Origin of the sequence: Ottowia thiooxydans (assembly GCF_040548795.1) — a bacterium.
GTDB classification, from domain to species: domain Bacteria; phylum Pseudomonadota; class Gammaproteobacteria; order Burkholderiales; family Burkholderiaceae_C; genus Ottowia; species Ottowia thiooxydans_A.
Genome location: NZ_JBEPSH010000002.1, coordinates 448,916 through 461,529 on the forward strand (window position 1 = coordinate 448,916; position 12,614 = coordinate 461,529).

A 12,614-nucleotide genomic window follows, 5' to 3' on the forward strand; every position below is an offset into this window, starting at 1 on the left:
ATCAATCAATGGAAATGTTCGCCTTGCGAATCACTTGCCCAATATTTCTGGAGTCTTCCTTGACGAACTCATTGAACTGAGCGCGCGTGACCGGGAAGGGTTCATAACCAAAAGTCTTGAATCTATCTGCCACATCCTGGCCACTGAGCGCTTGCAAAATGTCGGCGCGAATCTTGTCAGCCACGCCTGCAGGAAGGCCCGGAGGAACCGCAATGGCGTTCCAGCCCATCACAGCAAAATCCTTGGGGCCACCCGATTCAGCCACAGTCGGCACATCTGGGTAATCGGTGGAACGCTTGGGGCCAGCATAGGCCAGCAGGCGCAGCTTGCCAGCGCGGTACAGCGGCCCAGCCGTGGCGGCGCTACCCAGCGCAAACTGGATGTCACCCGTAGATACCGAGGTATAGAGCTGCGACGTTTCCTTGAAGATCACGTGTTCCATTTGCGTGCCCGTCATGCTCTTGAAGAGCTCCGAGCCCAGGTGAACAGGATTGCCTATGGACCATGAGCCATAGTTCAATTTGCCGGGATTGGCCTTGGCATCCGCGATCAGGTCTCCCACCGTTTTGTACGGGCTGTTGACCGGAACGGTGAAGAAAAAGTGCGTGCGGAACAAGGGCAGCAGCGTGTCAAAGTCTTTCGCAGCGTCGTACGGAAGTTTCTTGAACAGGTAGGGGTAAGCCGTCAGGTGAACGTTGTCGAGAAGCAGCAGGTCGGTGCCGTCTTTGGCACCGCGCTTCCAGGCATCGATGGCAATGAAGCCGTTACCACCTGGGCGGTTTTCCACCGTCACCGGTTGACCCCACATGCGAGAGAGTTTCTCAGCCACAAGACGTGAAAGGCCATCTGGACCACCACCTACCGGAAAGGGGTTGATGATGCGCACCGGTTTGTTCGGGAACTGTGCCGCATTCTGGGCGGTCGCCGGCAGAGCGACAGAAAAAGCTGCAGCGGCACAGGCGCCCAACAAGGTGCGGCGGGCAATGGAAGATTGACGCATGGTTTTGTCTCCTGGTTGTTGTCTGAGAATGGAAAAATCAGTCCACATAGCGAAGGCCTGCTTTTTGCAGCGGCTCACGCATTTGGTACATGTCAAGGCCCAGCACGCCACTGGCCAGCTTCTGGCGCTTGGCGCCTTCGTTGGCTTCACGCGCTGCGGCAGCCTCCAGCGTCTTGGCGGCCATGGCGCTGGGCACGCAGACCACGCCGTCATCATCAGCCACTATCACATCGCCTGGAGTGACCAGCATGCCGGCGCACACAATGGGAATGTTGACGGAGCCCAAAGTCGCCTTGATAGTGCCTTTGCTGGAAATCGCCTTGCTCCAAACGGGGAAGTTCATTTCCTGGAGCGTCTTCACATCTCGCACACCGGCATCAATGATCAATGCCCGCGCACCACGCGCTTGGAAGCTTGTGGCCAGCAGATCGCCGAAATAACCATCGGTGCATTCAGCGGTCACGGCAGCGACGACGACATCGCCGGGCTGGATCTGCTCTGCAGCCACATGCATCATCCAGTTATCACCGGGTTGCAGCAGCACGGTCACGGCCGTACCACTGATCTGGCTGCCCGGATAGATAGGACGCATATAAGGCTTGAGCAAACCTACGCGGCCCATGGCTTCGTGCACGGTGGCGCTGCCCAATTTGGCCAGCCCGTCGGTCGCCGTGCGATCAGCCCGTTTGATGTTTCTGTAGACCACTCCGAGTTCGTACATGCTTACTTCCCCTTCTTCTTGAGAGCCGCGTCCAGCCGCGGATAAACACGGCGCGCGTTGGCCTCATACACTTTGTGCCTGTCGTCTCCGACAATGATGGTGGAGGCTTCTATATAGCGCTTGGTATCGTCGTAGTAGTTGCCGGTCTCTGGATCGATGCCCCGCACGGCGCCGATCATCTCGCTGGCAAACAGAATGTTTTCTACCGGGATCACCTTGGTCAGCAGATCAATGCCTGGCTGGTGGTAAACGCAGGTATCAAAGAAGATGTTCTTGAGCAAGTGGTCCTGCAGCAAGGGCTTTTTCATTTCCTGTGCCAAGCCGCGGAAGCGGCCCCAGTGATAGGGCACCGCGCCGCCGCCATGGGGAATCACAAACTTCAGCGTGGGGAAATCCTTGAAAAGATCACCTTGCAGGCACTGCATGAATGCCGTGGTGTCTGCATTCAGATAATGGGCCCCTGTGGTGTGAAAACAGGCATTGCAGCTGGTGCTCACATGGACCATGGCAGGAATATCCCACTCCACCATCTTTTCGTAGATGGGATACCAATGGCGATCGGTCAGCGGTGGGCTGGTCCAGTGGCCACCGGAAGGATCCGGGTTCAGGTTGATACCGACGAAGCCATATTCCTTGACGCACTTTTCCAGCTCAGGAATGCAGGTCGCGGGGTCCACACCTGGCGACTGCGGCAGCATGGCTGCGCCAATGAAGGCATCAGGGAACAGCTCGCTCACCCGGAAGCACAGTTCATTGCAGATCGCAGCCCAGGTGCTGCTCACCTCAAAGTCGCCAATATGGTGGGCCATGAAACTGGCGCGCGGGCTGAAGATGGTGAGATCGCTGCCGCGCTCTTTCATCAGGCGGAGCTGGTTGGTCTCAATGGACTCGCGTAACTCGTCATCGCTGATCTTCAAATCGGCCACTCTGGGCTTGGCGGCAGGGTCTTTAATCCCTGCAATCTGTTGGTTGCGCCAATCTTCCAGCGCCTTGGGGGCCGTGGTGTAGTGGCCGTGGCAATCAATGATCATGAACTCTCCTCTTTTATGGGCAAACCCGCCGAATGACTGGCGATTGCTAGCCGGCCATTTTGGCGCCTGGACGATCGGGACGCCAGCCTTCGGAGGCACTATCAGTTATAAAACTTTGATATAACTCAGCGTTAGTCATGCCGTCATCAGCACTTTCATACGCCGCTTAACCCCTCCCATGGACCTCAAACAACTGGAATACTTTGTCCGCGTGGCGGAACTTGGCAGCTTTACACGGGCCGCCACCGCGATTGGCGTTGCGCAGCCCGCGCTCAGCCGCCAAGTACGGTTGCTGGAAGTGGAGCTGCGTCAACCCCTGCTCACGCGCAATGGCCGCGGCGCAGCGCCCACGGAGGCTGGAACCTTGCTGCTGGAGCATGCCCGCGGGATCTTGCACCAGGTAGAGCGCACACGCGACGAACTGGCTCGTATGCGCGGCAGCCTGGCTGGACGAGTGGCGCTGGGACTGCCGCCCAGCGTGGCACGCGCCTTGGCCGTTCCGTTGACGAAGGCGTTTCGTGCGGAGCTGCCAGAAGCACGGCTGGCGATCACGGAGGGCCTGTCCACCAGCATGCAGGAAGCGCTGCTGAGCGGACGCCTGGATATTGCCGTGCTCTACAACGCCCAGGCGCGCGCCGGCCTGGACATTGCGCCGTTGGCGGTGGAGGAGTTGCTGCTGGTCCAAGCGGCCTCCAGCCAGCCGCCCGGTGTTGCGAAACCGGCCACACTTCGCGAAATCTCCGCCCTGCCCCTCATCATTCCCAGCCATCCCAACGCTATCCGCATGCATGTCGATGCGGTGCTGGCTGCCGCGGGGTGCACACCAAGAGTGGAGCTGGAGATAGATGGCGTGCCGGCCATCCTGGACCTGGTAGCGGGAGGTGCAGGCTGCGCCATTTTGTCGCGCAACGCGGTGGCAAGCGCTCCGCGACCTGAGGCCTTCAGCGTCCGAAGAATCGAGACACGCGGCGCGCCTGCCCTGCGCATAGAGTTGTTCACTGCCGTCAGCGCCTTGCGCCCAGCCACGCGCACTCAGCAAGCTGCTCTGGCTTTGGTCCAGGCCAGCGCGCTGGAGAGGCTTGATGCACCCCATTAATTCCGTGTGGTGATGTACTTACCGTGGGTTCCGATCCGATCAGCATGAACCTCCTCCGCTGAAGCTCGCAGCAGCAGGACCGGTGTATCGCCTGCCGGCGGTGGCGCCGCTGGGGCTTTGCGCGACCGGCGTAGGCAACGCCGAGTGCAGGTTGCCAGAACCTCACCTTTCGGGCCAGGGCTTTCCGCCGAAATTCACCTGCGCCTTTTGCGCCATCTATTTTTAACGCATGATGGAGCCATGTCGCTTCTCCCGCCTCAGCCGGCTTCAGATGCCCCTATATACATAGCCATCGTCGAAGACGACGACGAGTGCCGCGCCGCTCTGGTATCGGCGTTGAGCGAAGCGGCTGATATGCGGTTGGTATGGGCAGCCAGTAGCCATGCTCAGGCTTATCAGGAGTTGACAGCGCCAGATGCCGTCCCGCTAGACGTCGTCCTTGTGGATTTGGGTTTGCCCGATGGCAGTGGCCTTGACCTTATTGTGACCACGCGTACTCGCTGGCCAGAATCTGCGCCTATGGTCTGCACTATCTTTGCGGATGAGACCAGCGTCTTCAAGGCCATGGAAGCAGGTGCGCTGGGGTATCTGCTCAAAGACCTGCCAGCACATAAGGTGATCGAAGAAATACGTCACCTGCATGCTGACGGAAGCCCGATCAGCCCAAAAATCGCACGCAAGATCTTGATGCTTGCAGCGTCTTCAGCTTCTGCCACTGCCACTGCCACTGCCACCGCATCATCCACCCCCTTCCCCCCGCCGGACGCAGCCGCCAGCATGGCGCTTTCTCCTCGCGAGCGCGAGGTCCTTCGGCTCATAGGTCAGGGCCACACCACAGATGAAGCGGCACGCGCACTGGGAGTCACGAGCACGACCGTACTGACCTTTGTACGCCGAATCTACAGGAAGCTACAGGTGAACTCGCGGGCCGAAGCCATCCACGTGGCACATCAGCGGGGTTTTCTGCTTGCGCTTGACCATCCGAATAAACCGAGAAGCGCTGACAACACCCCCAGTGCCCATGGCGCATCGACAGGCACTGCGACAGGAGCCGCGGGAGCTGGCGGCACCGGATTGACGTAAGTCCCCGTGCCCGCAGGACAGCTGGTGTCGCTTTCTGGCCAATACTCGTTGCCGGACCCCGTGAAGGGCTCTCCCCCACAGTTATTGCCCGGCGAATTATCGGTAATGCTGCTGTTGGAGATGTTTCGCGGTGTGATGCCCGTCAGCGTAAATGAAACTCCCGCGCCAGTTCCGGGGAAACGCAATTGATTTGCGGTGATCGTGCTGTCGCTGATCTGGATGGGGCCCCCACTGCGAATGGCACCGCCGAGCGCATCCGCCGAGTTGCCTTCAAAGTGGGTGCGCTCAATGGTCAAAGAACCACCACCTGGACTATGCACAGCTCCCCCTTGGCTTGCACTGTTGCCTGTAAACACGCTGTCTCTGATGATGACGGTACTGCTGCGGGCATAGAGTCCGCCACCAAAAATACTGGCCCGGTTGTTTGAAATCGTCATGTCCTCCAGGGTTAGCGCGGCAGATGAATCCACGTACAGGGCCCCTCCATCGCCATAGCCGGAACTGGAAAGGCTTACGCCGTTTTGCAAGGTCATACCCTTCAACGTGAGTTCGGCTTTGCCCGCGATTCGGAAAAACTGCGTACCGTTGCCACCATCCAGGGCCACGCGCCTACCCCCGTCAATAGCCAACACGATGGCTGGGTCCAGCGGACTCCATATGGGGTCAGGACCATTCATTTCCATCGCGCCCCAACTGGGGTCAAGTGTGATGACGGTGAGACTGTCTGCAGGGAAAGCCACAGTGTCGAACACGATGGTATCTGCACCGCTCCCCGACACACAATCTGGATTGCCGCCGTTGTCGTCGTACAAAGCGCTGTAGAACGCATCACGCAAACTGCATTGGCCGGCCTGGCCCAAGGTGTCTCCCGTCGTATTGACGGTAATGGTGGCAGCATGGCTCGCGGACATCAACCCTGCAAGCGCCAGGCAAGGGACCAATCGGCTGGATGAAATTGAACGAAGCATGGACATGGGTATTGGCGGCAAGCCAGGCAGTGTGCTTTTGGGGGAACGGAACGCAAAAGTTCACCGCACCATGCTAGACGAAGAAGCCGCCTTTGTATGTCCTCAATTCTGATGACATCAAGGGCGCAAGCGATGAAGCAGTTCTGGCAGCCACATCAAAAGACGTTGTAATGAACGGCCTGTTTGAGTCAAGATATGGGCCATGCTCCCAACATCTTCCTCGCCCAAGCCCACTAACCCTATCCGTGTCGCAGTGGTGGAAGATGACCTTGCGTGCCGCACCTCCCTGGTGACCGCCTTGAATGATGCAGAAGATATGCATCTGGTGTGGGCTGTCGCCACCAGGACTGAAGGACTTGCAGCAGTGAGCACCCGGGACGCCACACCCCCTGACGTCCTCCTGGTAGACCTGGGCCTGCCCGACGGCAGTGGTTTGGATGTCATCGCGGCGGCACGGGTACGTTGGCCGAACGTCGCGTCCATGGTGAGCACCATTTTTGGCGACGAATCCAACGTACTTCGTGCCATTGAGGCAGGTGCTTTGGGATACCTGCTCAAGGATGTGCCGGCCCAAGGTGTAGTGGAAGAGGTGCGCCACTTGTATGCAGGAGGCAGCCCGATCAGCCCGATGGTGGCGCGCAAGCTGCTCGTGGAAAAGCGTGTCCCAGCGGGAACAGTGCAAGAGTCAGACTCTTTGCTGTCAGCACGTGAAACCGAAGTGCTGCGCCTGGTAGCCCGGGGCCATACGCTTGACGAAGTGGCGCATGCGCTGGGTGTGTCGCGCCACACGGTACGCTCTTTCATAAGGCGCATGTACGCGAAGCTGCAGGTGAAAACGCGAGCGCAGGCGGTACATGCGGGCGTTCGGCAAGGGCTTCTAGATGGGCCTGCCTGAAGTTCCGAGGACTATCCCTGCCTACGGGCAGCCCCTTGCAGAATGGCGCAACAGCCTCAGCGGGATAGGTCTACTGCTCTGCCTGATCGCGTCGCTCATGTTGCTAGCGGGTTGTTCGCCTTCGCCAGGGAATCTGCCGCCCGCCGCGCATCTGACACACGCTGAGGTTTGGTCTTCTCCAAGCACCCAGTGGGAACCTCCACACACCCTGGCTGAAAGCGATGATTCAGTACTGGCTTCCGGTACGTCCTGGAAAACAGTCGCCCTTCCTGATGCCAAGCCGCGAGTGATCGCTGGCGCAGCCAACCCTGAGAGTGAGCCGCCCCAGGTGCTTTGGTACCGCATGGCACTGCCGGCGTCGGCACTGGCAGAGACCCCCCAAGGCCCAAGGCTCTACATCCCGCGCTGGCAGAGCGTGGGCACGAAGGCACTGTACGTCAATGGCCAACTGCTTTGGCAATCAAGAGGCAGCCGGGTATGGAACAGCTTCAATCGTCCGATCTGGCTTGACCTGGGAGGCGCCACGCGCCCCGGAGAACCGGCCGTTTTGTACGTCCGTGCCGCGATGGTGGAAGGCGTCGGTGGAGCCCTGTCTTCGGTGTGGGTAGGTCCTGACGAGGTGCTCGGCAATTCCTGGCGTGTGCGCAACGTATTGCAGGTAGACCTCATTTCCATGCTGCGCGGAGCCTACCTTGTGTTGGGTCTGTTTTCGCTCGCGGTATGGCTCATCCGCAAGAGAGAGGCGTCAGCCTACTTGCTGTTTTTTCTGATTTCCATTTGCCAGGTGTTTTCTTCACTTCACTTCCTGGTGGATGAACGCGGCTTTGGTCTACCTGACGACTGGTTTGCCTGGTTGACGCTGGCAGGATCACAGGGCTCTTTGCTTTGCTTTTTCTACGTGTTTTGCATTTTCGAGCAGCGTCAACGCCCCCGCCAGGCCAAAGCCTTGCTCATTTACTCCCTGGCAGTCACTCTGGCCGCGATTCCTGTCTGGGGCCCCGCCTTGACCACCATGCTGCCCTTGCTGCGGTTCAGCTTGATACCGACCTTCCTGCTGGTGATGTACGTCGCAGTGGCCGGCGCCTGGCGTCGACGCACGCCAGGCAGCTTCTTGCTCGCGGGGTGGATGCTGATCTCGTTTCCTATGGGTTTGCACGATCTGGTCTTGCAAAACTACCAATACATCGAGAACATCTATCTCTCCTCGTACATCTATCTGGGCATCATCACTCTGTTTCTCGTGATCGCGCTCAACCGCTACACCAGTGCGTTGCACGTGGCCGCACGCGCCAGCGCCACACTGACTGAACGGTTGGCCGAACAAGAACGCATCTTGGCCATCACACACGAGAGGCTGCGAGAAGCCGAGCGTTCCCAGACCCTGCTGAACGAGCGGCAGCGTGTCATGCGCGATATGCATGATGGCGTGGGCTCATCGCTGATGAGCGCGCTGCGCATGGTGGAGAACCCATCGACAGCCCACTTGGACGTAGCCCAAGTCCTCCGCGAATGCATCGACGATTTGAAGGTTTCCATTGATTCGCTGGAACCAGTCGACGCCGACCTGCTGGCTCTTCTGGCCAATTTACGTTTTCGCCTGGGGCAGCGCCTGGAGAGTGCTGGCTTGAAATTGCATTGGGCCGTGCAGGACCTGCCGCCACTGCCCTGGCTGGAAGCTCAAAACGCGCTGCACGTGCTGCGTATCTTGCAAGAAGTACTGACCAATATCGTCAAACATAGCAGTGCGCGAGAGATCACCGTACGCACTGGGCAAGCAGATTGGCAAGGCGTGCCGGGTGTCCAGGTATGCATAGAAGATGACGGTACCCCCTACACTCCGCCACCGCCCGGTGAGCGTCAACCAGGCCGTAAGGGAATTGGCAATATTCAGGCCCGTGCAGAAGCACTGGGAGCCCATGTGCAATGGCATGCGAAGTCCACCAAAGGCACAGAGTTCACGCTTTGGTTGCCCTTGGAACGCCATCAGGATCACGCCGTTTCAGATAAATCTTGATCACGTTTCTATTAAAAACCTTGCCGCTCCTTGCTCGGGGCGCACTCAGCTTGGCATGCCCAACAATCTGTTCATGATCTAAAAACACCGAGAGGGATAATCGTCTCTTCAATGGTCGGGAGCCCTGTGAGTTTTCGAGGTCCCCGGCCCAGATCATGGTGATGGAGTAAAAGCTGACATGGTGCAGGCGAAGGAAAATGAAGTGACCCAAAGCTCTTGGCTGGTAGATGGAATGAAAAATGGCGACGTGTTCTTCGCGTCGCCCTCTCTTCAGTGGCGTTCGCGAGGATTGCAAGGAGCGGTGCGCAGCCATGTGCCCGCCAGCGCGGCTGCCATCAAGAGCCTCTTTGAGCAAGCGCGTTCGCAGGGCCATGCAGAGCCTGTGATGTTCGGCCTGGTTCCTTTTGATCCCTCACTCAAGGCCAGCTTCACTATTCCATCTCAGGTAGCCTTCACGCCTTCCATTCACGGTGTGCGCACAAGCGCTCAGCCCAACGGGCGCAAGCCTTCTGTTGTGAAGCGCACTCCCGTTCCGGCGCCTGAGGTCTACGGCGATATGGTGCGCAAGGCGCTGGATTTATACGAGGCTGGCGGCGTCAGCAAGATCGTGCTTTCGCGCGCGATGGATGTGGAACTGGACGCCCCCGTCAATTACGAATACCTCATGCTCGATCTGCTGCGCCGCAACGCGCACGGATACACGTTTGCATTGCCCATCTGGTCAGACGAAGCTTGCGGCGATGTGCCAGCCGCTGTCATGCTGGGCGCCAGTCCTGAATTGCTGGTGCGCCGCGAAGGCGATCAGGTGTTCATCAATCCACTGGCAGGCTCCATTCCGCGCCATGCAGACCCCGCAGAAGACAAGTCCCGCAAGGAAGGCTTGGCTATTTCTGAGAAGGATTTGCGCGAACACGGCTATGTGGTGCGAGATATCGTGCGCATCCTGAAGGAGCACTGCGATGAGCTTGAAGTGCCGGACGGCCCTTCAGTGATTGGCACGGACGCGCTTTGGCACCTTTCCACTTTCATCACGGGGCGCCTGAAGAATCCGGAAACCACCGCCTTGGACCTGGCATGCGCGCTGCACCCCACGCCCGCCATCTGCGGATTCCCGACAGCGACTGCATTCCAGCACATCAAGGAACTGGAACCCTTTGAGCGCGAATACTTCGCCGGGCTGGTGGGCTGGCAGCGCGAAAGTGGCGATGGCGAATGGGCTTTGACCCTGCGCTGCGCTCGCTACGATGGGGATCGCACCTTGCGCCTCTACGCTGGTGCGGGCACTGTGGCCGGATCAGATCCTGAAAGCGAGATTCGTGAGACAGCCACCAAGATGGAAACCTTCATGCGGGCTATTGCTTGACACCAACTTCATTGCAAGAACAAAAATCCGTTCGCGCTGAGCCTGTCGAAGCGGCGTTGCGCAAGGCTTCGACAAGCTCAGCCCGAACGGTTTTAGTGCTTGACCGAAACCTTAAAACCCGGGACAGGAAAAGCTCAGCCTGAAGGGTGTTTATCAAGTAAACGTTACTCGGTATAAGGCTCACCTGACTGCTTCCCCAAACAAACAAGGCCCGCTTTTGCGGGCCTTGTTTGTTTTGAGAAATCGGATCAGCCTTCAGAGAGATTCAATCGCTTGATCAGAGGCGACCAGCGCTGCAGCTCCTCGCGCATGTACTTGCCGAACTCGTCCGGTGTCATGGGCGCTGCTTCCATGTACATGGTGTTCAGGCGTTGACCGACTTCTGGCGAAGCCAGCGCTTTAGTGAGCGCAGCGTTGAGCTTGGTCTTTACATCGGCAGGTAAACCAGCCGGCGCCACAAAGCCGATCCAGCCTGAGCCTTCCACGCCTGGGTAGCCCAGTTCAGCCGTGGTAGCCACATCAGGCAGGAAACTCAGGCGCTTGCCGGCCACCGCAGCGATGGGGCGTAGGCGGCCGTCGCGGATCATGGGCATCACAGCCACAGGAGGCAGCGCGGCGAAACTGGTGTCTCCGCTGAGCAATGACGTCACTGCATCAGGGGAAGACTTGTAAGGCACGTGCAGTGCTTTGCCACCAACCCGGTCCAGCAGCAGCTCTACAGCCAGATGCGAAACCGTGCCCGCACCCGTGCTGGGGAAGTTGAGCTTCGCACCGGGTTTTTTCATTTCCGCCACCAGATCCGCCAGGCTCTTCACAGGCGAATTGGCAGGGACCACCAGCACATTGAACTGATGCACCGCGAGTGTCAGCGGCGTGATGTCCGTGACCGGGTTGTAGGGAAGGTTTTTGTAGATGACCGTGTTGTTCACCAGTGGGCCAGTGATAGACACGCCGAACGTATAGCCATCAGGCTTGGCTTTGGCGATCTGGTCTGTTCCCAGATTACCGCTGGCTCCTGGCCTGTTCTGGATAACGATGGTTTGCTTGAGCGCCTTACCCGCTTCTTCGGCCACCACGCGCGCCATGGTATCTGGGCTGGAGCCGGCACCGAAAGGCACGATGAGCGTCAGCGGTTGCTTGGCTGGCCAGGCGGCCTCTTGAGCAAGTGCGGGTGTGAGCAGCCCTGAAGAAAGCAATGCGGCCAGGCCGCCCAGAACCACTTGTCTCGTGTTGAGTTTCATGCGTATGTGATGAGGAAAGTTGACTCGGGAAGTACCGCACCAGTTTAGCAGCTAGGAGATTCCACTCAGGCGCCAACTATCCGTCGCGACCCTCCATCGGATGACCATGACAGGCCTCAAGCAGTGGCCTGCCAGCTCATTGTGTCCGGTTCAGCTTTTGGGGCCGTCGGCCGCCACGAGCTTGACGACACTGGAGAAATCCAGAGCGCCGCGCCCCGCCTGCTTGTTCATGGCGTAAAGATTGCGTGCCATCTCACCCAACGGAATGGTCGCGCCTATGCCCATGGCCGCCTCGACGGCCAGGCCAAGATCCTTGAGCATGAGATCATTGCCGAAGCCACCCGCGTAACCGCGCGAAGAAGGCGCGTTTTCCAGCACGCCTGGCCAGGGGTTGCACACTTCGGTGGCCCAGCTGCGGCTGGTGCTGACCGCCATCATTTGAGACAGCGCCTTGGGATCCAGCCCGTGCGCCACGCCAAGCGCAATGGCCTCGCCTGTGACCGCCATGATCACGCCCAAGGCCATGTTGTTGCAAAGCTTGGCAACCTGGCCGGCGCCGGCTTCACCCATGTGGAAAATGTTCTTGCCCATGGCCTGCAGCAACGGGCGTGCGCGCTCCAGCGCCGCCCCATCTCCGCCCACGATGAAAGTCAGCGTGCCAGCGGCAGCGCCAGCGACTCCACCAGACACAGGGGCATCGATCATCGCCACGCCACGTGCCTTGGCGGCAGCGGCCACCTTCTGCGCCGACGCTGGCGCGATGGTGCTGCAATCAATGACCAGAGTGCCTGCAGGCAGACTTCCCATCAGGCCGCCTTCACCCAGATACAGAGCCTCTACATGCCGGCTGGCCGGCAACATGGAAATGACAATCTGAGCGCCTTCAATGGCCGCACTCGCCGAGGTGGCTGCAGTGACACCCTGCTCTCGCACTTTGGCAAGCGCATCGGCGCTCAGATCAAAGGCAGACACAGCGTAGCCCGCCTTTTGCAGGTTGACGGCCATGGGGCCGCCCATATTGCCCAAGCCTATAAAGGCCACGCGTTCAGATGTACTCATGTTTTCAGTCTCCGTCAGGTTGCGTAATGTCTTACCCCCTCTCCCGCAAGCGGGAGAGGGCCGGGGTGAGGGCGCGCTTGCGCGTTACGCCGCCACACGAAAAAAGTCTCTACTATTTCCAAGAAACGCTGTGTTCTCTCGCG

Annotated in this window: 10 protein-coding genes and 1 pseudogene; 5 read left to right on the forward strand and 6 right to left on the reverse strand. The window is 59.1% G+C overall.

Going from position 1 to position 12,614, the window contains the following annotated elements; translation table 11 throughout:
• Position 1: 1 nt before the first annotated feature.
• The 3 genes from ABIE13_RS05685 to ABIE13_RS05695 are packed head-to-tail and all read right to left on the reverse strand — an operon-like array spanning position 2 to position 2,752.
• Positions 2 to 1,000 (reverse strand): Bug family tripartite tricarboxylate transporter substrate binding protein, encoded by a 999-nt coding sequence (locus tag ABIE13_RS05685; protein ID WP_354441910.1) that lies wholly within the window; start codon positions 998 to 1,000, stop codon positions 2 to 4.
• A 37-nt stretch (positions 1,001 to 1,037) separates the two neighbouring features.
• Positions 1,038 to 1,721, reverse strand: a complete 684-nt coding sequence (gene ligK / locus ABIE13_RS05690) for a 4-carboxy-4-hydroxy-2-oxoadipate aldolase/oxaloacetate decarboxylase (protein WP_354441912.1) — start codon at positions 1,719 to 1,721, stop codon at positions 1,038 to 1,040.
• A gap of 2 nt (positions 1,722 to 1,723) precedes the next feature.
• A complete protein-coding gene (locus ABIE13_RS05695) occupies positions 1,724 to 2,752 on the reverse strand; it encodes an amidohydrolase family protein (protein ID WP_354441914.1) in 1,029 nt (342 codons plus the stop codon).
• 178 nt (positions 2,753 to 2,930) lie between these two features.
• Here ABIE13_RS05695 and ABIE13_RS05700 point away from each other — a divergent pair, with 178 nt between their 5' ends.
• The gene (locus tag ABIE13_RS05700) at positions 2,931 to 3,848 is read left to right on the forward strand and encodes a LysR substrate-binding domain-containing protein (RefSeq protein ID WP_354441916.1); all 918 of its coding nucleotides are present in this window, start codon (positions 2,931 to 2,933) and stop codon (positions 3,846 to 3,848) included.
• 240 nt (positions 3,849 to 4,088) lie between these two features.
• Positions 4,089 to 4,931, forward strand: a complete 843-nt coding sequence (locus ABIE13_RS05705) for a response regulator transcription factor (protein ID WP_354441918.1) — start codon at positions 4,089 to 4,091, stop codon at positions 4,929 to 4,931.
• 89 nt (positions 4,932 to 5,020) lie between these two features.
• Here the strand turns inward: ABIE13_RS05705 and ABIE13_RS05710 are convergent.
• Positions 5,021 to 5,905: pseudogene (locus ABIE13_RS05710) on the reverse strand (right-handed parallel beta-helix repeat-containing protein); the annotation flags it as partial.
• A gap of 196 nt (positions 5,906 to 6,101) precedes the next feature.
• Between ABIE13_RS05710 and ABIE13_RS05715 the strand changes: the two are divergent.
• The 3 genes from ABIE13_RS05715 (at position 6,102) to ABIE13_RS05725 (ending at position 10,171) form a co-directional block, all read left to right on the forward strand.
• Positions 6,102 to 6,794 (forward strand): response regulator transcription factor, encoded by a 693-nt coding sequence (locus tag ABIE13_RS05715; protein WP_354441920.1) that lies wholly within the window; start codon positions 6,102 to 6,104, stop codon positions 6,792 to 6,794.
• A complete protein-coding gene (locus ABIE13_RS05720; protein ID WP_354441922.1) occupies positions 6,781 to 8,808 on the forward strand; it encodes a sensor histidine kinase in 2,028 nt (675 codons plus the stop codon). Before ABIE13_RS05715 ends, ABIE13_RS05720 begins: the two co-directional genes overlap by 14 nt.
• A gap of 202 nt (positions 8,809 to 9,010) precedes the next feature.
• Positions 9,011 to 10,171: an isochorismate synthase gene (locus tag ABIE13_RS05725; protein WP_354441924.1), complete on the forward strand. Its 1,161-nt coding sequence runs from the start codon at positions 9,011 to 9,013 to the stop codon at positions 10,169 to 10,171.
• A gap of 248 nt (positions 10,172 to 10,419) precedes the next feature.
• On the opposite strand, the gene ABIE13_RS05730 is transcribed toward ABIE13_RS05725, so the two are convergent.
• Entirely contained in the window at positions 10,420 to 11,412 is a 993-nt protein-coding gene (locus ABIE13_RS05730) for a Bug family tripartite tricarboxylate transporter substrate binding protein (RefSeq protein WP_354441926.1), read from the reverse strand.
• Positions 11,413 to 11,562: 150 nt separating this feature from the next.
• Positions 11,563 to 12,471, reverse strand: a complete 909-nt coding sequence (gene mmsB, locus ABIE13_RS05735) for a 3-hydroxyisobutyrate dehydrogenase (protein WP_354441928.1) — start codon at positions 12,469 to 12,471, stop codon at positions 11,563 to 11,565.
• Positions 12,472 to 12,614 lie beyond the last annotated feature (143 nt).